We start from the raw sequence: 19,228 nt of genomic DNA on the forward strand, positions 1-19,228 counted from the left end.
GGCAAACAATCCGATGTCGCGGTATCCACCCGTCCCGCGGGACGCGGTCCTTAACCTCAATATGCGTGAATGGCTCGACCCTGACAGTCTTGCTAGCGATCTCGGTTTGCCAAACAGTCTGGCTGGGCCACGCGGTTCGACGCACAATTTCCATCACGGGTAGCTTATAGTCCCAGTTCTTTTCGTGAGGCGAGTGCGAGCGTCACTACCAGTTCATCGGGAATAGGATGATGCGGTGAAAACACGATACCAGTTTTGGTGGCCTTAAGACCCGCAGAGGCAATATCGTCCGCATTTGCAGCAATAGCCCCACTATGGACGTATAGACCACATTGCTTGCTGAAGGCAGCATAGCCGACAATGATGGTTTTCCCGAAACCGAAGCCAGGCATGTCGTACATGATAAGTTCTTCAGTGTCGGGCAGCGCCTCGGCCAATCGAAGGCGCAACCGCTTCAATAGCGGCCTGAATTGCTTCGGCGCCGCGGCGATATACGCGTGATGGTCTGAAATCCCTGTCATGCCTCATTATCAACAGCCGAGTTTCTGGGTGCAACGGGGAGCTCAGGCTTTCCGCGATCACGGCCGCGCTGATGTGCGCCGACTGCCATTGCGATGGCGATCTTGCGGGGGATAGCTCTGTCTTCGGCGATTAGTGTCGCATCACCCGGGGCAACGGGTTTTAGTATCATCGCGCTAGGTGACAAAGCCGCTGTCGGACGCATAAGAACTCCTTTCATATTGGTCGGCAGGGCGTCGCCGGTGCAGTTTTCGGCGGTCGCGATCGGCAGATCGCGCTGGGAAAGGAGCTGCATGATAAGGGCTGCGCGCTAACGAAGTTCGGGCGAGGTTAAAGACCGGTCTGTCATGCTGCGCCGTACCCTCGAGATCATCAATGATCTTGGATTTGCCGTCTTACCGATGCGAGACATGCGGTCAGCATGACCACAAATGTTGGGGCGTCCTCTACTTGGTCAGCGCATGCTTGGCGCTTCGAGCTTTGGGAGGAGGAAGAAGCGTGGATCAGCCATTGTCGGGACTACGTGACGATCTGGACATGATGCGGATATTTGCGCGACTTGTCTGCCCCGACGACAGAAGTGCCGAGGCGTTGCTTGAACGAAGCCTGCATCAGGCGATACAACGCGCAGGAAAAGGGGAAATCGCCGACCACAAAGTCGAGCTTTTGCGCCTCATGTGTGCCGATCCGGATCTGCAGCTTCCAAAGATTTTTCTATTCCCCGCGAAACAGGGCGAGGGACTCGAGGCGCTGCTGGTCGCGATCCGGAGCCTACCCCTGCCGCAGCGGCTGGCGCTGGTGCTTCTGGACCTGCTTCACCTAACGGCCACTCAGGCCGAACGTGTGCTGGAAATCGAGTCTTTGGTCCTGGTCCGCCATCAGGTTGCCGCGCGCGAGGCGTTGCATGGCGTGCTGTTAAAATGAGCCGCATTGGGGAACGCGAGGCGCGCGGAAGATGTTCGAGCGACACAACGATTTTCTGAGGGATGGCGGAACCGGCATGCGCAACTTTGTCGCTCGTAAGTTGAGCAATGGGGCCGCCCTGCAGGACAGCGATCATGCGCGTTTGGACGAGTTGATGCGGCATTGGAAGGCGATCCCGGCCAAGTCCGACATCATCAGCCAGGGTGATGACCCGGAATATGTCCATGCGATCCTTGATGGCATTTCCTGCCGCTACAAGATCCTCCCGGACGGAAGGCGCTCGATCATGGATCTGCTGATCCCGGGCGATTTCTGCGACATGAACATCGCGATCCTTGGCCGGATGGATCACAGCATCGGTACGCTGACGCCCTGCCGCGTCGCCTATATTTCGCGTTCCGAGATCGAGGAATTGTTGTTCGATTTCCCCCGCATCGCAAGGGCGATGTGGTGGGCCACTTTGGTCGATGAGGCCATCTTGCGGGAGTGGCTGGTTAATATGGGACAGCGCCGTTCGGATCGACAGATGGCGCATCTGCTTTGCGAACTTTACTTGCGCTATGCCGCGATCGGCTGGCCCGATGAATTCGCGCTTGCCCTGACGCAAGAGCAGCTTGCCGACACGCTGGGCATCACCGTGGTCCATGCGCAGCGCGTCATCGCGGCCCTGCGTCAGGACGGGTTGATCGCGTTGCGGGACCGCCAGATCACCATTCCCGATATTGCGCGGCTGATGGAGTTCTCGGAATTCAATCCCGATTACCTGCATCTGCCGCCGGAAAGCTGAAGCCGATGCCGCGCTTTTTCTTCGATATCGACGACGGGTTGCGCTTCACTTTTGATGATGACGGGCAAGCCCTGCCGGATCGCGCCGCTGCGCGCAACATGGCGATTTCGGTCCTGCCGCCACTTGCGCGCGATGTGCTGCCCGACGGCGATCGCCACGCCGTCTCGGTGGTGATCCGCAACGAGGAAGGTGAGGCGATCTTTCGGGCCGTCCTTGAACTCGTCGCCGAGTGGCTTGATTGACTCGCTGCCACCGCTCACGTTGAATATTCCCGCCGATTTGCTACTCTTCTCGTGATTGTGATCACCCAAAGGCGAGGTTTTGGGGCACATCCGGCCAGCTTAATGGTTCTTGCGGGTTCAGAGGAAGGCGAGATGACGGGATTGCCAATGCCGGACAAGGATGACACACCGCGCCTCGAGCCGGAACTGGACAAGGCATTGTCCGAATTGCTGGAACAGACGCGCAAGGAACCGCTTTCTCCTCGCTTGCAAAAACTGGCCGATCGCTTGGCCAAAGCTCTTGCCGAGGCGCGGCAGTGAGCAGGCACGGTATTTGACGCGCCAATTGGGCGGGTTCGCGCCCATACGCCGCACAGCCGGAACCAAGCCGCCAACCCGATGCTTGTCTCACTGAGGATGGACAGGGGAGGCTTCTCCATGCTGAAGGACGAGGTCGTCGAGCAGATACCCGCGCTTCGGGCCTATTCGCGCTGCTTGTGCAGGTCGTTTTCCGAGGCCGAGGACCTGGTGCAAGAGACGCTGTTGCGCGCCATCGAATATGCCGACAGCTTTCAACCGGGCACAAATCTGCGGGCTTGGCTCTTTACCATCATGCGCAACCGCTTTTTGACGAATTGCCGTAAATCAGCGCGAGAATTGACCGGAGGCGTGGATTGCGTCGCGGATCAGCCGCGGGTCGAGGCCGGGCAGGAATGGCATATGCAGGCGATCGAGGTGCGGCGCGTCCTGCGCGATATGCCCGCCCATTACCGCGATGCGATCGTTCTCGTCGGTGGTTTCGGTGAAAGCTATATCGATGCAGCGCGTATACTCGATTGCGATATCGGCACCATCAAAAGCCGGGTGAACCGGGCACGGCGGATCTTGCGCGAGGCGCTTGAGCCTGCGTTGTGAGCCCTGGAACATCGGCGCGGAAGACGTTTCTCGACGCCTAGTCTAGATGAGGCACAATTGCGAAGAGTTCCGGATTCTTGACTACTACTCTGCGCGCGGGGTCTTTTGACTCCGCTCGTCTCGGGTTGGTGCTGGGCGTGGCTGCGATGCTCGCGGGTCACCCGTTCTGAATGCCCCTGAATGTGACGACCCAAGCCTTTTTCGGTTCGGAAGTGGCGCAAATCCGCGCCTTTGATGTGACGCATAGCGGGTTTGGGCTGCTCATTCATGTGGTTTCAAGCCTGTTCTGGGCGGTGATCGCAACATTGCTGTTTCGCGGCATTGGTCATGCTTGGATCGTCGGATTGGGCAACGCCCTTCTGGCGCTTGTCATCGACTATGGAGTGCCGCCGGAAAGGATGAGCCCCGGCTGGCATCGCACCATACCCTTTGCCGGCCTGGTCGCGGGATCTATCGGCTTGGGGATCGGCTTGGGATTGGGGCTTTCGCTTGCGGTCAGGCCAGCATCCGCGCTGCCGGTGAAGCCGGAAATCCCCTCGCCTGTCGAGAGTGACAAGCCTCACGGCGATCCCGCAAATCTGATGACCGAGGATCCCAATCGGCGGAGCCACGGTCCGACCCCTCCGCATAAAGTCACAAGCGGAGCGGATCGCAGCGGCTTTCGGGAACAATTCCGCTTTTTGCAGGTTCGCAACCCCATGCTTCACTGCGTATGGAGGAGAGGATGAGCAGACTATTCTCGACAACCGCTCTTATACTGGTCTTTGCGGGCGGCAGCGCCCTGGCTCAAACGGCGACGACGCCACCTGCGGCAGAACCCGCCGCCCCGACGGCCCCTATGACCGCGCCAACAATCACAGCGCCCGAAGGCTTTATGGCCGACAAAGTCGTGTTCAGTGCCGATAACCTTGATGGCGTGACGGTTTACGACGCGACGGGCGAGCGCATTGGCGAGGTCCATGGTTTGGTCTTTGCCAATGGAGCCACCACCGGCATGGGGGCGACCCCTCCGGTCAGTACCGTCAATCCGGCCGCTGATCCGATAGCCCCGGTGACGACCACCGAGCCGGCTGGCATGGCAACCACCGCGCCCGCCACCGGTGAGGCCGCCAAGGTCGAAGGCGAAAAGATCGGCAATGTCGGCCATGATGCGACCACGATGACCCCAACCGATGCCACGACGCCGCCAGCGCAATCGGCCGATGCGACAGCCCCCACTGATCAAGGCGCGATCACCCAAGCGGTGATCGATGTTGGCGGATTCCTCGGCATGGGTGAACATCGCGTTGCTATCCCCGTCGAGGAACTCGTAGCTTACCGCAAGGACGACGAGTTGCGGATCTATCTGCCCAAGACCCGCGAGCAATTGATGGCCTTGCCCAAATTCGAGGCCAATCCCGCCTAAAGCATGATTGCGGGCCGCCTCAATTCCGGCCCGCAATTTACCGCGCGATGGCTCAGGCGGGCATGCCCGGGATCTGTAGCTTTTGGGATGATGCAATGGCCCGCTCTCTCTCTGCAGATATCTCGACGTAGAAAGCCAAAATCGAAGCGGCAGTTAGCGTTCAGGAAAAAGACTGCTAAAGAAGTGACGCGCCCGAAGGGGCGCGTCGCTAGGCAATCTTGCTTACGAGTCTTTCATCTCTGTGGCGAATTCGAATTCCGGGGCGTTTTCCAGCGCGGCGCGGTTGGCGGTGAAGACAAGGAAATAATTCTTCTCGGAATCGCCGTCCCGGATCACGCGCAGCGCGTCCATGCCGACCGCGACTGATTTTTCACCCATGCCGAGGAAGCCGCCGATATCGACCAGAACCGCCTTGATCTCGGCATCTTGGCCGATGACCAGATCGCTGATCTCCCCGATCTCGTCCCAATCCTTGTCGACCTCGATCAGATTGGCATCGACATCGACTTCCACATCCGAGACATAGAGGCGTTTGCCAATAAATGTTTCGGCGGATAGATCGCCAGACATCGCCGCATAGCCAAAATCGCTGGCCGGAGTCGTCGCCGATGAAGCTGTCGCTGAGGTCGCAACGCTCTGTGTATTCGGGGTTGCCGGGGTCGCACTCGTCGCAGCAGGTGCCTCGGTGGTTGCGGGCTGGGTCGTCGGAGCGGTCTGTGCAATCGCAGGGCCGACAAGGGCGGCAATCAATGCAGTCGAGGCGAGGAGCTTGGTCATGGTGCAATCTCCATTTGTATTGGCGGCGGGTGCCGCATGGACGAAGAACAGGCCGGATTCGCCTCGGTTCCGGCGAATATTTCTTCTCTGAACGGGAACCTGGATTGTGCCTTGTCTGTCGAGAGTGCCGGATGGACAGTAAGTGTTCCGTAATTTATCTACATTATATCATGTTGTTATGATATTTTATCGAATGCCGCACGCAGCCCGTCCAAAAGCCGTTTGCAGAGCCTTCCTGACTTTTTCGTGAATCCACCCAAAGCCCGTCTCGGGAACATCGCCCGCTCAAAGATGTTTATCCGCAGCACGATAAAGCAGGTGGGTCATGGCTCCACGGGCAAATTGGAAGGGCATGCTGAAGATCGCCGAGTTGACCTGCCCGGTGGCGCTATACACCGCCAGTTCGACCTCGGATCGGATCAGCTTTCACATGATCAATCGCAAGACCGGCAACCGCCTCCGCCGGGAATTCGTCGATGCCGAAAGCGGCAACCCCGTCCCGCGCGAGGATCAGGTCAAGGGCTATGAGACGGCATCCGGCGAACATGTCATCCTGACGCCGGAAGAAATCTCGGATGCCATTCCCGACAGCGACAAGACACTTTCCGTCTCGGGTTTTCTCGATTGCGACCAGATCGACAAGATCTATTTCGACAATCCCTATTACCTCGCTGCCACCGAACCGACGGGGCTTGAAGCCTATGCGCTGATCCGTGAGGGCATGCGGAAAGAAGGCGTCGCGGCATTGGCACAGACGGTTCTTTTCCGTCGCATGAGGACGGTGATGATCCGTACCCATGGCGATGGGCTGATCGCCCATACGCTGAATTACGACTACGAAATCCGTGCGCCCAATGAGGCCTTCGACGATATTCCGATCCGCAAGATCAAAGGCGAGATGCTGGATCTGGCGAAACATATCATCAAGACCAAGGCAGGCACATTCGACCCGGCCGAGTTCGATGATCGCTATGAGGAGGCCTTGGCCGAGCTGATCAAGGCCAAGGCGGCGGGAAAAACCATCAAGCCTGCCGCCAAACCCGCCAAGGCGCAGGTCGTGGACCTGATGGCGGCCTTACGCGAAAGCGCGGCTTTGTCGGCCAAGTCGAAGCGCAAGACGGCGGGCTGACAGGTGGCGCTGGAAACCTATCGCGAAAAGCGCGATTTCGCTGCCACGCCCGAGCCAAAAGGGCGCAAGGCGCGCGCCAATGGCCATGCTTTCGTGATCCAGAAACACGCGGCGCGGCGGCTGCATTACGACTTCCGCCTTGAGATGGGCGGTGTTCTGAAAAGCTGGGCCGTGACGCGCGGGCCAAGCCTCGATCCTTCCGAGAAGCGTCTTGCCATCCATGTCGAGGATCACCCGCTGGATTATGGCAGCTTCGAGGGCACGATCCCCAAGGGCCAATATGGGGCGGGCGAGGTGATCCTTTGGGATCGTGGCACTTGGCAGCCCGAAGGCGATGCCGCCAAATCCTATGCCAAAGGGCATCTCGAATTTACCCTGCAGGGCGAAAAACTGCGGGGTCGATGGCATCTGGTGCGAATGCAAGGCAAGCTCGGCGAGAAGCGTGAGAATTGGCTGCTCATCAAGGGCGATGACGAATTTTCCCGGGCAGGCAAGGATATACTGAAGGAAAGCCCGCATTCGGTGAAGTCGGGCCGCGATCTCGCGGCGCAGACCGGGAAATCTGGCCCGCAGGGCAGGAAAGCCGCGATGCCGGACTTTGTTGAACCGATGCTCGCGACGCTTGCGCGGGCTGCCCCCTCGGGCGCGCGCTGGTTGCATGAGATCAAATTCGACGGCTACCGCTTGCAGGTCCGGATCGAGGGCGGCAAGCCACGGCTGCTGACCCGCAGCGGCCTCGATTGGACCGGAAAATTCGGCAAGCCGATTGTCGTGGCGCTGCAAGACCTGCCGCTGACCGATGCCATCCTCGACGCCGAATTGGTGGTCGAGGGTGATACCGGGGCCTCGGATTTCTCGGCGCTGCAAGCTGATCTCAGCGCGGGGCGCGATGATCGTTTCCGGCTTTATGTCTTTGACCTGCTTCACCTCGACGGGCGGGATCTGCGCGGCCTGCCGCTGATCGAGCGCAAGGAAATTCTTGCCCCGCTGATCCTTGATGCGGAACTGATCCTCTTGAGCCAGCATTTCGAAGATGACGGCGCGATGGTGCTGCGCCATGCCTGCCGCCTCAGCCTTGAGGGGATCGTCTCGAAGCTGCGGGATTCGCCCTATCGGTCGGGCCGGGGCCGGTCATGGCTGAAATCGAAATGCTCGGCGCGGCAGGAATTCGTGATCGCAGGCTACACGCCGTCAAGCGCCTCGCCCAAGGCGATCGGCTCGCTGGTGCTGGGCGTGCATGAGGGTGGCAAGCTGCGCCATGTTGGCCGGGTCGGCACCGGCTTCAGCCGCAAACTCGCGGGCGAGCTATTCCAGCGCCTTGAGGCGATGCAGGTCAAGCGTAGCCCCTTCGCCGAAGGCCTGACTGCGGACGAGGCGCGGCAGGTCGTCTTCACCCGCCCCGAACTGGTGGCAGAGGTCGAGTTTCGCGCCTGGACCGCCGACGACCATCTGCGCCATGCCTCGTTCCGGGGGCTGCGCGAGGATAAGGAGCCGCAACAGATCATGCGCGAAACCCCCGCAGCGCCACAGCGGCGAACCGTCAAACTGACCCATCCCGAGCGCGTCTATTGGCCCGATACGGGCATCACAAAGGAGGCGCTGGCCGATTATTACGCCGCAATCTGGCCCCGGATTGCGCCGTTCATCACGGGGCGCCCTTTGGCGCTGTTGCGTTGTCCCGAAGGGATTACCGGGCAGAAGTTCTTTCAAAAACACGTCTGGAAGGGCATGGGGCCGCAGATCACGCCCCTCACCGACCCCAAGCACAAATCCGGGGAACCGCTGATCGGCATCCATGATCTCGACGGCTTGATCGCGTTGGTGCAAGCGGCGACGCTGGAGATTCATCCTTGGGGGGCGAGTATCGCCGATTGGGAAGGACCCGATATGATCGTGATGGATCTCGACCCCGGCGAAGGGGTCGCATGGTCCGAGGTGATCGCGGCCGCTCGCGAGGTCCGCGAACGGCTTGAGGCAGCGGGGCTTGCGGCTTTCGTCAAGACCTCGGGCGGCAAGGGGCTGCATGTCGTCTCGCCGCTGGCCCCCAAGGCAGATTGGCGCGCCGCCAAGGCCTTCAGCAAATCTATGGCCGAGGCCATGGCGCGCGACACGCCGGATCGCTATGTCGCGACGATCACCAAATCCAAGCGCCGGGGTCGCATCCTGATCGACTACCTGCGCAACCAGCGTGGCGCGACCGCTGTGGCCGCTTACTCGACCCGCGCCCGCGAAGGCGCTCCGGTGGCCACCCCACTGGAATGGGAAGAACTTGGACCCGAGATCGGTCCGGCCCATTTGACCTTGGCAAACCTGCTTCAGCGGATCGCCTCGCAGGAGCGCGATCCTTGGCATGGGTTCCGGGCCGCCTCGGTTCCGCTGCCCGCGAAATCCTGACCACGGCGATGGCCGATCACCCCGATCCCGCGCCCGAGGCCATATCCGGTCCCAGCTTCCGCGAGATCGCTTTACCCTTCTGGTCTGGCTCGGCTCGGCGCATCGCTTGGGCGCTGACTTTGGGCGTCGTTGTGGTGGTCTCGGCCAATGTCGGCGTGCTTTTCGCGATCAACCGCTGGAGCAAGAGCTTCTTCGACACGCTCGATCAGCGTCAGATCGAGGCGATCCCGCGGATGATCCTGATCTTTCTGGCGCTGCTCGGCCTGAGTGCGGTGATCAATTACGGCATGGTGCGGCTGCGCATGGGGCTGCAAGCGGAATGGCGGCGCTGGCTGACCAGTCGGCTGATCGGCCGCTGGCTGGGCGAGCGAACCTATTACAAGCTCGAGGTCGCCTCGACCGGCGTCGATGTCCCCGAGGCCCGCATGTCCGATGATTTGAAGCAGTCCCTGACCCCGGTGGTGGACCTGTCGGTCGGGCTTTTCAATGCAACTCTGGCAACGATCACATTCATTGGCGTTCTGGCTTTGGTCGGGCGCGAGGTGCAGATCCCGCGGCAGGGCGGGGTGTTGACCATCCCCTATGGGTTTGTTCTGGCGGCCGTATGTTATGCACTGGTCATGTCCTGCCTGACTTGGGTGATTGGCCGCCCGCTGATCGCGGCGGTCGAGGAACAAAACTCCGCCGAAGCCGATCTGCGCTTTGAACTCACCCGCGTGCGCGAAAGCGCGGAATCCATCGCGCTGATCAAGGGCGAAGATGAGGAAAAGCGCCGCCTGACCGGCTCACTCACGCGACTCGCGACGGCGATCTGGATCATCGGCGCGAACCACGGCCGCATCACCATCCTGACCAATATGAGCGCGATCCTGCTTCCGGTGATCCCGCTGCTGATCGGGGCTCCGAAATATATTCAGGGCGGCATGTCCTTGGGCGAGTTGATGCAGGTCTCGGCGGCTTTTGTGCAGGTCCAGATGGCCTTCAACTGGGTGATGGACAATTTCATCGTGCTGGCCAGTTGGCGGGCGGCGGCGAACCGGCTCTCGGTGCTGATCGGCGGCATGGATGAGTTGGAGCGCACCATTCACGGCCCCGACGACACCCTGATCGAGCTGCGCGAGGATGACGGACAGGAGTTGCGCCTGATCGGGCTGGAGGTGCGGCGCGACGATGGCATCGTGGTGATCGACGAGGCCGAAGGCGTCATCACGCGCGGCGAACGCGTGCTGGTTGGCGGTGAATCCGGCACCGGGAAAAGCACGCTGATCAGGGCGATCGCCGGGCTTTGGCCTTGGGGCAGCGGCCAGATCATCATCCCGAAAAGCTGGCACATCATGTTCCTGCCGCAGACGCCCTATCTGCCGCTAGGAAGTCTGCGCGGTTGCCTGAGCTACCCGAACCCGCCCGAGACGCTTTCTGACTCCGATGCCGCGCGCGTCCTCGACCGGGTCGGTCTGTCGCATTTCCAGCCGCGCCTTGATGACGAGGACCGCTGGAGCCATGTCCTGTCCGGCGGCGAGCGCCAGCGCATCGCCTTTGCCCGCGTGCTGCTGGAACGGCCAGATCTTGTGGTGATGGATGAGGCGACCTCGGCTTTGGATGACGATAGCCAGTCCCGTGTGATGCAGGCGCTGGTTGAGGAACTGCCCGAGGCCGCGCTGATCAGCGTGGCGCATCGTCCGGGGTTAGATGCCTATCATTCCCGCAGGTTAGAGCTGAAACGGTTGGATGGCGGTGTCCGGCTGGTCAAGGGCGACCGCATCGGGCGACGGCTCGACACGCGGTTCGGCCGGTTGTTCAACACTTTCGGGCGCATTCAGCGAGTGGAGAAGGCGGTGAAAGGCCCTGCGCCTGTCCCGGATCCGCGCGGCAAGCTGCCGGGAACACATGATCCCTAGAAATCACTTGCCCTTCCGCTCGGCGGCGATGCTTTTCTTCAACGCGTCCATGATATTGATGACATTTCCGGGTTTTTCGGTCGGTGCGGCGGCAGGCTTGGCCTTCTTGCGGGATTTGTTCTTCGAGGCGATCAGTTCCAGCAGGTTTTCCTGCACCGGGTCCCGAACAAGGCCCGGATTCCAATCGACCATGTGTTGTCCGATCAGGTCAGTCACCAGTTTCATTAGCGCCGGATCGGGCTTGGTCTTGCCGGGCTTGTCGAAGTAATCCCCCTCATCCCTGACTTCGTCGCCATAGCGCAGGGTCCAGAGGATGATGCCATTGTCCTTTGGCTCAAGCATCACGGCGCGTTCGCGACGGTAAAGGACCAGTCGCGCGATCCCGACCATCTTTGTCGCCGCCATGGCATCGCGGATAACCGAAAACGCCTCTTCCCCGATCGCATCCGACGGGGTCAGGTAATGCGGCTTGTGGTAATAGATCCAAGCGATGGACTGGCTCGGCACGAACATCTCGATATCGATGCTGCGGGTGCTGTCCAGTGCTACGGCGTCAAGCTCGTCATCTTCGATCAGGATGTGGTCGTTCTCGCCTCGGGGATAGCCCTTGGCCTGATCGTCGTCTGACACGGGCTTTCCGCTGACCTCGTCGACGAACTGGCTCACCACGCGATGTCCGGTCTTGGCGTTCAGCGTATGGAAGCGGAGCTTCTCGCCTTCGGTCGTGGCCGGCATCATGGTGACCGGACAGGTCACCAGTGAGAGTTTCAAATAACCTTTCCAGAAAACGCGCGTGGCCATCGGCCTAGTTTTCCGGCGGGCTGCCCGCTGCCGGGGTGCCAGCGGGCGGAGGCGCGGTGGGGACAGGGACGCCGCCGCCTGCAGGCGTCTCGGACGCGACAGTTCGGCTGACATCGTCCTTGGCGACCGGATCCGCGCCCATCCACCAGATCAGCGCAAGCCCTGCCACAGCTAGCGCCACAATAATGGCGATGATTGCGGCGGCATGACGACGGGCGGCGCGATCGGGTTCGGTGTTATAGGACATCGGGGCGCTCCCTCTGCGTCAGAAAATCCCCGTGACGTAAAGCAGGATGATGACGACGACAGGTACGCCCAGAAGCCATGCGACCATACCTTTCATTTTGTGTTCCTTTCTTCTTCCTTTTCGGGACGGTGATCAGGTGATGGTTTAGGTTTAGCCTTGCCACCCGTCGGCATCCGCCGTTCGCGCTCCATTCCTGACGGATAGGTCGTGCGCTCCTGTGCGGGGTGATTGGGCAGATGCTGCTCGTCGTCTTTGGGGTTTTGCATCGCTTCTCCTGTTCGCGGCGGAAGTCGTTGTCGCGGATCAACCGGCAGAAGGCGGAAATGTTCGCAAAAAATTTCGAGATCAGAATGCCGGGAACATTCTGGCGTGATGCCCGGTTTGCACCGTCCCGCAACCGGACTTGGTAGAGGTCCCGACACGTCCTCGACATATAAGGAGAAACAGCATGGCACGCATATTGAACAACGGCACATGGGTTCTGGTGGCCGATGGCGAAAAGGCCCTGTTTCTCGAGAATGAAGGTGACGCGGAATATCCGGCCATCAAGGTGCGCGGCAAGGAAACCCAAGCCAATCCCCCTGACCGTGAGCAATCGACAAGCCGACCGGGTCGGCAACATCAATGCGTAGGTTCGGCGCGCCGGCCTATGAGGAAACCGATTGGCATCAGTTGGAAAAAGAGCGTTTTGGCCGGCACCTCGCCGAATTGCTTTACGACCATGCCGAGCAGCAGAATTTTGCACGCATCATTCTTGTTGCCGCGCCCGAAGTTCTGGCCGAAATCCGGGCGCAACTGCATCAGACGGTCGCAGAGCGCGTTGTCGCAGAAATCCCCTTGGCCTCCCCCTGACCGGCAGGTGTTTTCGATCGATCATACGGTTCTACCCGAAGGCGACATTTTGGCCGATCCCACAACGCCTATTGTCCAACTCGAGAAAGCCCATGTCTTGCGCGGACTGAATATGCGCGAGTGCCGATTAGGGTTGCCTACTCGTGAGACCACACACCAACTGGATGCATCTCGAGCCAGCGTGGAAGGCAGACGTTCAGCCAATTGGGCAAGCATCCGGCGTCAGAGATGGCGATTATCTATCAATATACCAGATCCGGTAACTGGGCATGAACGAACTGGCAGGTTATCTTGCACAAGATCGTTGTTCATTGGCTAGCACGCAGTTCTATGGAGGATTCCTCGCTCGGCGCATTGCTATTGCACCAGACCCTGCCGCTCGAACATTGCAAGCAAGAGGTCTTCGCTTGGCAGGATCGGGGAACCGTCCTATCTACGTGTTGTTCTCGGGTGACTTGGAATTAAGCGGCCGCAATTCCCTCTTTCGACGAAAAGAATATCGCCTGGCTAAGCGCTGAGGCGACCTGTTCCTCGCTATAGGGCTTCTGGAGCAGATAGGTCGGCTCTGGCCGCTCCCCAGTTAGTAGGCGTTCGGGAAAGGCGGTGATGAAGATGACCGGGATATCTCCCAAATCGCTCAAAAGCTGACTTACGGCTTCGACGCCCGAAGAGCCGTCGGCAAGCTGGATATCTGATAGGATCACGTCTGGACGCCTGCGGTGGGCCAGATCCACGGCTGCTTTGTGGGTTCGGGCGATTCCGGTCACCTTATGGCCCATAGCTTGAACGATGTCTTTAAGATCCATCGCAATGATCGTCTCGTCTTCGATGATGAGGACATTGGCAGATAGGGTGTCCGCGAGCTCCCTTCTAGCTATTGCTACAAGCTCCTCGGCATCGCCCGGACAGATCTCCATGATGCGGGAGATCCGTTCCCAATCCATTTCTTCGATCGTGTGCAGCAAGAGCGCTTCACGCGAATTCGGCGTCAGGCGGCGCAGAAAGGCCTGTGCATGCATTTCGCGAGCGTTTTCAGGTTGAACTTCGACAGGTTGGCCCGAACTGTGCCAAAGAGCATGAAAAGTCCGGAACAGGCTGACCCTAATATCGTCTGCCTGGACGAGGTTTGGTTCGGCAAGGATGGCCTCCAATGTCGCGGCGGCGTAGTTATCGCCCGCCCTTTGGCTACCCGTAAGCGCGCGGGCATAGCGTCGTAAGTACCGGACTTCTTGGCTGATGGATTGCGCTATATTTGCGGATGCCATGGTAACCTCTGTGCTCTCGTTTTTATCGGTTTACAACGCGCCCCTTGGCGTTTTGTTTCCTTGTCCAACGGTCACGGGCTTCATGGAACCGGGAGCCTATGCGCGCGTTATTTTGGCCTAACGATCACCATGATCACTAATCCACGCGTAGTTCTGATCCATCTTTTTCACGGGTCGTATCATGACCCTGATTTTGGCTCGGAGCCAACTCTTGGGCGCAACGTTCACATCGGCTCGTGCCTCTGGGTTCCTGCTGGGGGTACCCGCCGTCTTGTTGAACTGGGTAAATTTGCGGTCGAACCCGCCAATAAGGCTGGGTGTGCGCGGGTTAGTTCTTTTGAAGGAATGCGAGAAGTCGACGCTCGCTGGCCCGGAGGTCGGTAATTTCCGGACAGGTTATTCCTGTCAGAACGGTTGATCGTTCGGCAGGCGATAGCGCAGCAAGCTCCAGCACGGCTGAATGGATGTACGATTTACGGCAGACGGTCGGGGTGTTGAACAGCCGTTCTGCCGCAGCATTTGCCAGCATGCGTGGTGTCAGGCAGGCATCTGGGGCGAGTTGATCGGCAAGCTCGAACGCCGCAAGTGTGCCGCCCCAAGTGCGAAAAGTCTTTGCGGTCACGCCTTCGCCCGCGACTTCGGCGAGATAAGAGTTTACATCCTGCGAGTGTACGTTATGCGGCAGGCCATCCTCATCAAGATAGGTGAAAAGATTTCGGCCGGGTAGATCACCGATTTCCTGTAGGATGCGATTTAGCCGCTTGTCGCGCAGGACGTGGCGACAAAGCTTGCCACCTTTCGCGCGGAATTTCAGCTGTATCACCCCCTTCTCGTTAAGACCGAGATGACGTGTCAGTAGAGTGGATGCGCCGAAGCTACGATTCGCAGCAGTGTAAGCTACATTGCCGATGCGAAGGCAGGTCCGGTCAATCAGCAAGACCAGCGCCGCAAGGCTGAATGTGCGATCGCCGACATTTCCTTGCAAATCGCGACGCAGTCTTCTGCGTAACACCGGCAGTGCTTCGGCGAAGGCCACAAGTTGATGGTATTTTGTGCGGGATTGGGTTTCGCTCCAAAGCGGATGGTAGCGATATTGTTTTCTGCCACGTTCGTCGCGTCCTGTTGCCTGCAAATGGCCGTCGGGCAGCGAGCATATCCATACATCGTAATAGGCGGGCGGTACGGCTAAAGCCTTGATCCTCGCAATCTCCTCGCGATCCAATGTTTCGCCTGCAGGGCCGAGATAGCTGAACCCCTTACCGACCCTTCGGCGGGAAATGCCCGGTTCACTATCCGAGACGAAAACGAGCTGTGCCGGCATATTTCAGTAATTGGCTGGAGGATCACTGGCCGGAAAGGATTCATCGGCCTGTTCGTCGACCATGTCCCAATCCTCGGGAGGCTCATCCATCGCCTCTGGGCCGGCGTCGCGGACGTGTTCCAGTTTCGGAACGGGTCGCGCCCGCAGAGCGTCCAGTGCGGCTTTTAGCAGGAAACCGGCAGCAATGCCCAAACCAAGGCGCAGTATTTGGCTTCTCATTATAGGCTCCTAATTCAGATCATTGGCATGCCGGCAGTGGCGGCGATGTTGGCACCTGAAAGCTCGACATCGGCTCGGCCAGCAGCACATAGCTTGAGGCCAGTTCGACCGGTTGCGTGAGCCGCTTCAGCGGGTATTTTCACTAAATCTCGTGACCTATTCGGGCGGGAAGCTTGCGGGTAGCAGGGGTGTCCAAACCGACCCGGGGGCCATGGCATTTCGCCGCGTTTGGCGGATAGGACGGCGCCTGCAGCTTTTTGTTGGACCTTCGATTTGGCAGGCATGGAGATGTTATCCTTACGGAATAGCGGCGCTGAGCCTCCAACGCCGCCAAGTCACGGTCAGTGGTGATGCTCGGGCAGGGCCATTAGCGCCTCTTTGTTGTGACATATGACGCCGTGAACAGCGCCGGTTTCACTCCGTATGAAGTCGATCTCGCTGACCCGGATCGCCACGGGTTTCGCTCCTATGCCTAGAAATCCACCCACGTCGATGATTGCTTCGGCGCCGGCACCGGTGCCATGCAGATGCGAAAGCATACCGACGCTTTCGTCGCCCGGTCCGTAGATGGTGGCACCCGACAGCCCAGCGTCGGTAAGTTCACTTTCATTCAGGCGTTGATGCAATGTGTGGTCCATATTTCGTCCTCCTGATATTTGTATGTGCAGATTCGATTTTCGCCCTTCGCTGACTGGTCTGTTCAATGGAAGGTGACGCGGAAGGGGGACCTGCATTGGATCAGACCCAATAGGGCGGGATACCGTAATATTCGTAGGTTCGGGTTTCCCAGTCGCGGTCCCATCCTTCGCTGCGCACTGGCGCGCCAGTGACCTGCTGCTCGGTCAGATCGGTGACAAAGCCACTCAAAGTCGTGTCATAGCGCAGTGTATGCCACGGCACAGGCAAATGCTCTTCGCCGAGACCCAGAAAACCGCCGAAGCCCATCACCGCATATGCGACCTTGCCCGAGAGCTTGTCGATCATCAGGTGGTCGATGGTGCCGATATGGCTGCCGTCGCGGCCATAAACCGCTGTACCGTTCACATTGGCCGAGGAGACCAGCGTTCCAACCGTGTCATTCATGGCAAAATCCTTTCCGCAGCGGGCTATCCGCCCGTTCTCGAGCGCTGGTAACCTACGACTTTGCGGTTTGTTTCCGTCAAACTCCGAAAAGCTTAATCATCTTCATCGGGTCGCATGGAGGGGGTGACCAGAATCCGGATCAGATAGAGAACGATAATCGCCATCACCGTCGCAATCATCGCAAGTCGCAGGTCACCGGTTCCGCAGCATAGCCCGATAGCCCCGCAAAGCCACATCGAGGCGCCGGTTGTCACACCTCGAATATTAGCGCCGCTGATCACGATTGAACCAGCAGCTAGAAAAGCGACACCTGCCGTGACTGCTTCTATCAGGCGCAGTGGATCGAGGCGCTGCAGATCGGAATTGTTAGGTGTGAGATTCATCAACTCCATTGCCACCAGAGTAAAACAGGCGGCAGCGAGTGCGATCAGCATATGGGTGCGCAGACCGGCGGCGCGGGCCTTGACCTCACGCTCCCAGCCAATCACGCCGCCGAGCACCACGGCCATGCTCAGGCGCAGCACGGCAACCTCGGTTGGCAGGGTCATAGGGCGGGTGAATTCGGCGGTGAGTTGCTCGAGCATGACGGTACCTTAAAGGGAAATACCCGTTAGAAATCTCGAACTGTCGCAGTGGGTTCCTGAAATTGGGAGCGATTGCGAGTGAGGCGCGACAGCCGAAGATTTCACCTACCGCGGATCGCGGTGCCGAACGAACAAGCGAAGATCAGCGCATTACCGAGAAAAAATACAAATAATCTAAGATCCTAAGCGGCCTGCTAAACAAACGAGATGATCCTGCCTAGCAAAATGTACCGGCATCGGTCGGGGCGTTATTGGCAACGATGCCGCCGGTGATGACCCGACCGGAAGAAAATATTAACTTCCTTCGCGCGCGTCGGTGAGTTTCGCCATGATTTCCGCAATCTGATACGGTTTTTCGACCACCGGAATGCTACGCATATGATTGGGCAGATCGACCCGACTCCCATAGCCGGTCGCGAAGACAAAGGGTACGCCAAGTGCAAGCAGCCGCTCGGCAACTGGCAGCGAACGCTCATGGTTCAGGTTTACGTCCAGAACAGCCAGGTCAGGCGTGTCCTTGTTAATCAGCCGCAAGGCAGCCTCGACATTTCCTGCAATGCCGCTGACCTGCATCCCATTGTCAGTCAGATCCGCCTCTAGTGACATAGCAATCAAGGCCTGGTCCTCGACGATCAAAACACGCGCGCCCATAAGTATGTTGGCCGTTCTTTTCCGGGAAGGCGTGAGGGGTGGCTGGATGAGGTCAACTTGCTCATCGAGCACGCGAATGAAGCGGGCAGGCAGTGTGAACTCGGCGACAAGACCCTCGCTGCGAAATTCAAGCTTGCTTGTCCCTCCCAGATCAAAGGGCAGCGCACGTTCCAGCAATTCCGAGCCGAAACCGCTGCGGGTCGGTTTCGCGAGGCCCATAACGCCTGTTTCGGCCCACGTGATGCGGCAATCGCCCTCGGGCAAGATGGTCCAAGCAACGCTCAGATGCCCTCCATGAGACAAGGCCCCGTATTTCGCGGCATTGGTGGCCATTTCATGCAACACCAATGCCATGATGGAATATGCGCGGCTTTCCAGCGCGACCGGGGGGCCGGAGATCTCAACCTGCCCGTCCTGCGCCCGATAGGGGCCCAGTTCGGCCCCGACCAACTCGCCCAAACGCCCGCCGCTGCCATCGCGCACGACCTGATCATGCGCGGCCGATAGCGCTTGGATGCGCCCGTTCAGGCTTTCGATGAAGCCCGATAGCGAAACGTCATCACCGGGAGGGCGATTGATCAGCGATTTGATCAACGCGAGGATATTCTTCACCCGGTGATTGAGTTCTTGATTCAGTACATTCTGATGTGTTGCCGCGCGGGCGCGCTCTTCGGCGAGGATCTCGCTATTCATCAGCATCACCTCGACCACAGAATTGCGCAACGCCTCGGCAAAGCGCAACTCGTTATCCGACCATGGCATCGACGTGTAGCGTACTGTCTCCTTCCAGATCGCGAAGCTTTTTCGGGGAGTCAGTCGGTCGCCATGCGGCCCACTTTCATAGGTTTTGGCCGGATCGCCCGCCCAGTTCAGTGTTTGCAGGGCCTCGCGCCGGAAAAAGATGAGTGCGTTCTGCGAGCGCTGCGAAAGTGGCACCACCAGTGCGCCAGCAAAACGCGTAGTCAGGTCGGTCGCACCGGGCAGAGCCCCGGCAAGACTAGAATTGCTGAAGACCTGCCCCCTATCGACGCCGTCGAGGTGGCGCAGAAGCGGCGTGACTTCTTCAAGGCTCGGTGCGCATCCAAGTGTGGTCCACGCGCCATCGAAGTGAGATATGGGCGAAAGTTGGTGATGCCTGATCAGGCGGCGGCTTGAAGTTGGCGGAGACCGTCGCGGAACTCAACCCCTTGGATGATTTCCGGCAGGCGGTTCTGGCCATCGAGTTTGCGCCATTTC

The 19,228-nt window shown here is 59.3% G+C and carries 23 protein-coding genes and 1 pseudogene; 11 read left to right on the plus strand and 13 right to left on the minus strand.

All coding sequences use genetic code 11. The features are described from left to right. Positions 1–164: 164 nt before the first annotated feature. Positions 165–521, minus strand: coding sequence for a DUF1801 domain-containing protein (locus GL286_RS15740; protein WP_155096533.1), 357 nt, complete (start codon positions 519–521; stop codon positions 165–167). Positions 522–1,017: 496 nt separating this feature from the next. On the opposite strand from GL286_RS15740, the gene GL286_RS15745 reads away from it, so the two are divergent. The 7 genes from GL286_RS15745 (at position 1,018) to GL286_RS15775 (ending at position 4,771) form a co-directional block, all read left to right on the plus strand. After that, positions 1,018–1,443, plus strand: a complete 426-nt coding sequence (locus GL286_RS15745; RefSeq protein ID WP_155096534.1) for a hypothetical protein — start codon at positions 1,018–1,020, stop codon at positions 1,441–1,443. A 31-nt stretch (positions 1,444–1,474) separates the two neighbouring features. After that, positions 1,475–2,230, plus strand: coding sequence for a Crp/Fnr family transcriptional regulator (locus GL286_RS15750; RefSeq protein WP_246184981.1), 756 nt, complete (start codon positions 1,475–1,477; stop codon positions 2,228–2,230). A 5-nt stretch (positions 2,231–2,235) separates the two neighbouring features. Then, positions 2,236–2,472 (plus strand): DUF6894 family protein, encoded by a 237-nt coding sequence (locus GL286_RS15755; RefSeq protein ID WP_155096535.1) that lies wholly within the window; start codon positions 2,236–2,238, stop codon positions 2,470–2,472. 132 nt (positions 2,473–2,604) lie between these two features. After that, a complete protein-coding gene (locus GL286_RS15760; protein WP_155096536.1) occupies positions 2,605–2,772 on the plus strand; it encodes a hypothetical protein in 168 nt (55 codons plus the stop codon). Between the two features lie 117 nt (positions 2,773–2,889). After that, complete coding sequence (locus tag GL286_RS15765; protein ID WP_155096537.1) at positions 2,890–3,366, plus strand: sigma-70 family RNA polymerase sigma factor; 477 nt, start codon at positions 2,890–2,892, stop codon at positions 3,364–3,366. Positions 3,367–3,536: 170 nt separating this feature from the next. After that, complete coding sequence (locus tag GL286_RS15770) at positions 3,537–4,094, plus strand: hypothetical protein (RefSeq protein WP_155096538.1); 558 nt, start codon at positions 3,537–3,539, stop codon at positions 4,092–4,094. Continuing rightward, positions 4,091–4,771 carry a PRC-barrel domain-containing protein gene (locus GL286_RS15775; protein ID WP_155096539.1) on the plus strand — a complete coding sequence of 227 codons (681 nt, stop codon included), beginning with the start codon at positions 4,091–4,093 and terminating at the stop codon, positions 4,769–4,771. The genes GL286_RS15770 and GL286_RS15775 overlap by 4 nt, the downstream gene beginning before the upstream one ends. 222 nt (positions 4,772–4,993) lie before the next feature. On the opposite strand, the gene GL286_RS22590 is transcribed toward GL286_RS15775, so the two are convergent. Then, on the minus strand, positions 4,994–5,548 hold the full coding sequence (locus GL286_RS22590; protein WP_155096540.1) for a PRC-barrel domain-containing protein: 555 nt from the start codon (positions 5,546–5,548) through the stop codon (positions 4,994–4,996). A 325-nt stretch (positions 5,549–5,873) separates the two neighbouring features. Between GL286_RS22590 and ku (GL286_RS15785) the strand changes: the two genes are divergently transcribed. From ku (GL286_RS15785) to GL286_RS15795, 3 genes are read left to right on the plus strand one after another with little or no spacing between them, the layout of a single operon-like run. Beyond that, entirely contained in the window at positions 5,874–6,677 is an 804-nt protein-coding gene (ku, locus tag GL286_RS15785) for a non-homologous end joining protein Ku (RefSeq protein ID WP_155096541.1), read from the plus strand. 3 nt (positions 6,678–6,680) lie between these two features. Continuing rightward, complete coding sequence (gene ligD / locus GL286_RS15790) at positions 6,681–9,071, plus strand: DNA ligase D (protein ID WP_170295235.1); 2,391 nt, start codon at positions 6,681–6,683, stop codon at positions 9,069–9,071. After that, positions 9,023–10,969 carry an ABC transporter ATP-binding protein/permease gene (locus GL286_RS15795; protein ID WP_155096542.1) on the plus strand — a complete coding sequence of 649 codons (1,947 nt, stop codon included), beginning with the start codon at positions 9,023–9,025 and terminating at the stop codon, positions 10,967–10,969. The genes ligD and GL286_RS15795 overlap by 49 nt, the downstream gene beginning before the upstream one ends. 3 nt (positions 10,970–10,972) lie before the next feature. Here GL286_RS15795 and ku (GL286_RS15800) read toward each other — a convergent pair whose 3' ends face one another. The 3 genes from ku (GL286_RS15800) to GL286_RS15810 all read right to left on the minus strand — a co-directional run bounded on the left by ku (GL286_RS15800) (position 10,973) and on the right by GL286_RS15810 (position 12,283). Beyond that, positions 10,973–11,770: a non-homologous end joining protein Ku gene (ku, locus tag GL286_RS15800; RefSeq protein ID WP_155096543.1), complete on the minus strand. Its 798-nt coding sequence runs from the start codon at positions 11,768–11,770 to the stop codon at positions 10,973–10,975. A gap of 4 nt (positions 11,771–11,774) precedes the next feature. Then, a complete protein-coding gene (locus tag GL286_RS15805) occupies positions 11,775–12,017 on the minus strand; it encodes a hypothetical protein (RefSeq protein WP_155096544.1) in 243 nt (80 codons plus the stop codon). 92 nt (positions 12,018–12,109) lie between these two features. Next, positions 12,110–12,283 carry a hypothetical protein gene (locus tag GL286_RS15810; protein WP_155096545.1) on the minus strand — a complete coding sequence of 58 codons (174 nt, stop codon included), beginning with the start codon at positions 12,281–12,283 and terminating at the stop codon, positions 12,110–12,112. A 182-nt stretch (positions 12,284–12,465) separates the two neighbouring features. On the opposite strand from GL286_RS15810, the pseudogene GL286_RS15815 reads away from it, so the two are divergent. After that, positions 12,466–12,869: pseudogene (locus tag GL286_RS15815) on the plus strand (host attachment family protein). A 461-nt stretch (positions 12,870–13,330) separates the two neighbouring features. On the opposite strand, the gene GL286_RS15820 reads toward GL286_RS15815, so the two are convergent. From GL286_RS15820 to GL286_RS15855, 8 genes are all read right to left on the minus strand, one after another. After that, complete coding sequence (locus GL286_RS15820) at positions 13,331–14,134, minus strand: response regulator (RefSeq protein WP_155096546.1); 804 nt, start codon at positions 14,132–14,134, stop codon at positions 13,331–13,333. Between the two features lie 328 nt (positions 14,135–14,462). Further along, positions 14,463–15,455 carry a DNA topoisomerase IB gene (locus tag GL286_RS15825; RefSeq protein ID WP_155096547.1) on the minus strand — a complete coding sequence of 331 codons (993 nt, stop codon included), beginning with the start codon at positions 15,453–15,455 and terminating at the stop codon, positions 14,463–14,465. Positions 15,456–15,458: 3 nt separating this feature from the next. Next, the gene (locus GL286_RS15830) at positions 15,459–15,674 is read right to left on the minus strand and encodes a hypothetical protein (RefSeq protein ID WP_155096548.1); all 216 of its coding nucleotides are present in this window, start codon (positions 15,672–15,674) and stop codon (positions 15,459–15,461) included. Between the two features lie 14 nt (positions 15,675–15,688). Beyond that, positions 15,689–15,958 (minus strand): DUF3008 family protein, encoded by a 270-nt coding sequence (locus tag GL286_RS22930; RefSeq protein WP_425496100.1) that lies wholly within the window; start codon positions 15,956–15,958, stop codon positions 15,689–15,691. 57 nt (positions 15,959–16,015) lie between these two features. After that, positions 16,016–16,312, minus strand: coding sequence for a PRC-barrel domain containing protein (locus tag GL286_RS15840; RefSeq protein WP_155096549.1), 297 nt, complete (start codon positions 16,310–16,312; stop codon positions 16,016–16,018). A gap of 100 nt (positions 16,313–16,412) precedes the next feature. Next, positions 16,413–16,757, minus strand: coding sequence for a PRC-barrel domain-containing protein (locus GL286_RS15845; protein WP_155096550.1), 345 nt, complete (start codon positions 16,755–16,757; stop codon positions 16,413–16,415). Between the two features lie 92 nt (positions 16,758–16,849). Beyond that, positions 16,850–17,341, minus strand: coding sequence for an MgtC/SapB family protein (locus GL286_RS15850; protein WP_155096551.1), 492 nt, complete (start codon positions 17,339–17,341; stop codon positions 16,850–16,852). A gap of 294 nt (positions 17,342–17,635) precedes the next feature. After that, positions 17,636–19,135 (minus strand): HWE histidine kinase domain-containing protein, encoded by a 1,500-nt coding sequence (locus tag GL286_RS15855; RefSeq protein WP_281352134.1) that lies wholly within the window; start codon positions 19,133–19,135, stop codon positions 17,636–17,638. Positions 19,136–19,228 lie beyond the last annotated feature (93 nt).

The sequence above is a fragment of the Paracoccus aestuariivivens genome (assembly GCF_009711225.1).
GTDB lineage: Bacteria > Pseudomonadota > Alphaproteobacteria > Rhodobacterales > Rhodobacteraceae > Paracoccus > Paracoccus aestuariivivens.

What these genes read in the sequence shown, in the direction of transcription:
- GL286_RS15740 (WP_155096533.1), bottom strand. Translation starts at nt 521, where the DNA reads ATGACAGGGATTTCAGACCATCACGCGTATATCGCCGCGGCGCCGAAG.
- GL286_RS15750 (WP_246184981.1), top strand. Translation starts at nt 1,475, where the DNA reads ATGTTCGAGCGACACAACGATTTTCTGAGGGATGGCGGAACCGGCATG.
- GL286_RS15755 (WP_155096535.1), top strand. Translation starts at nt 2,236, where the DNA reads ATGCCGCGCTTTTTCTTCGATATCGACGACGGGTTGCGCTTCACTTTT.
- GL286_RS15760 (WP_155096536.1), top strand. Translation starts at nt 2,605, where the DNA reads ATGACGGGATTGCCAATGCCGGACAAGGATGACACACCGCGCCTCGAG.
- GL286_RS15765 (WP_155096537.1), top strand. Translation starts at nt 2,890, where the DNA reads ATGCTGAAGGACGAGGTCGTCGAGCAGATACCCGCGCTTCGGGCCTAT.
- GL286_RS15770 (WP_155096538.1), top strand. Translation starts at nt 3,537, where the DNA reads ATGCCCCTGAATGTGACGACCCAAGCCTTTTTCGGTTCGGAAGTGGCG.
- GL286_RS15775 (WP_155096539.1), top strand. Translation starts at nt 4,091, where the DNA reads ATGAGCAGACTATTCTCGACAACCGCTCTTATACTGGTCTTTGCGGGC.
- GL286_RS22590 (WP_155096540.1), bottom strand. Translation starts at nt 5,548, where the DNA reads ATGACCAAGCTCCTCGCCTCGACTGCATTGATTGCCGCCCTTGTCGGC.
- ku (WP_155096541.1), top strand. Translation starts at nt 5,874, where the DNA reads ATGGCTCCACGGGCAAATTGGAAGGGCATGCTGAAGATCGCCGAGTTG.
- ku (WP_155096543.1), bottom strand. Translation starts at nt 11,770, where the DNA reads ATGGCCACGCGCGTTTTCTGGAAAGGTTATTTGAAACTCTCACTGGTG.
- GL286_RS15805 (WP_155096544.1), bottom strand. Translation starts at nt 12,017, where the DNA reads ATGTCCTATAACACCGAACCCGATCGCGCCGCCCGTCGTCATGCCGCC.
- GL286_RS15810 (WP_155096545.1), bottom strand. Translation starts at nt 12,283, where the DNA reads ATGCAAAACCCCAAAGACGACGAGCAGCATCTGCCCAATCACCCCGCA.
- GL286_RS15820 (WP_155096546.1), bottom strand. Translation starts at nt 14,134, where the DNA reads ATGGCATCCGCAAATATAGCGCAATCCATCAGCCAAGAAGTCCGGTAC.
- GL286_RS15825 (WP_155096547.1), bottom strand. Translation starts at nt 15,455, where the DNA reads ATGCCGGCACAGCTCGTTTTCGTCTCGGATAGTGAACCGGGCATTTCC.
- GL286_RS15830 (WP_155096548.1), bottom strand. Translation starts at nt 15,674, where the DNA reads ATGAGAAGCCAAATACTGCGCCTTGGTTTGGGCATTGCTGCCGGTTTC.
- GL286_RS22930 (WP_425496100.1), bottom strand. Translation starts at nt 15,958, where the DNA reads ATGCCTGCCAAATCGAAGGTCCAACAAAAAGCTGCAGGCGCCGTCCTA.
- GL286_RS15840 (WP_155096549.1), bottom strand. Translation starts at nt 16,312, where the DNA reads ATGGACCACACATTGCATCAACGCCTGAATGAAAGTGAACTTACCGAC.
- GL286_RS15845 (WP_155096550.1), bottom strand. Translation starts at nt 16,757, where the DNA reads ATGAATGACACGGTTGGAACGCTGGTCTCCTCGGCCAATGTGAACGGT.
- GL286_RS15850 (WP_155096551.1), bottom strand. Translation starts at nt 17,341, where the DNA reads ATGCTCGAGCAACTCACCGCCGAATTCACCCGCCCTATGACCCTGCCA.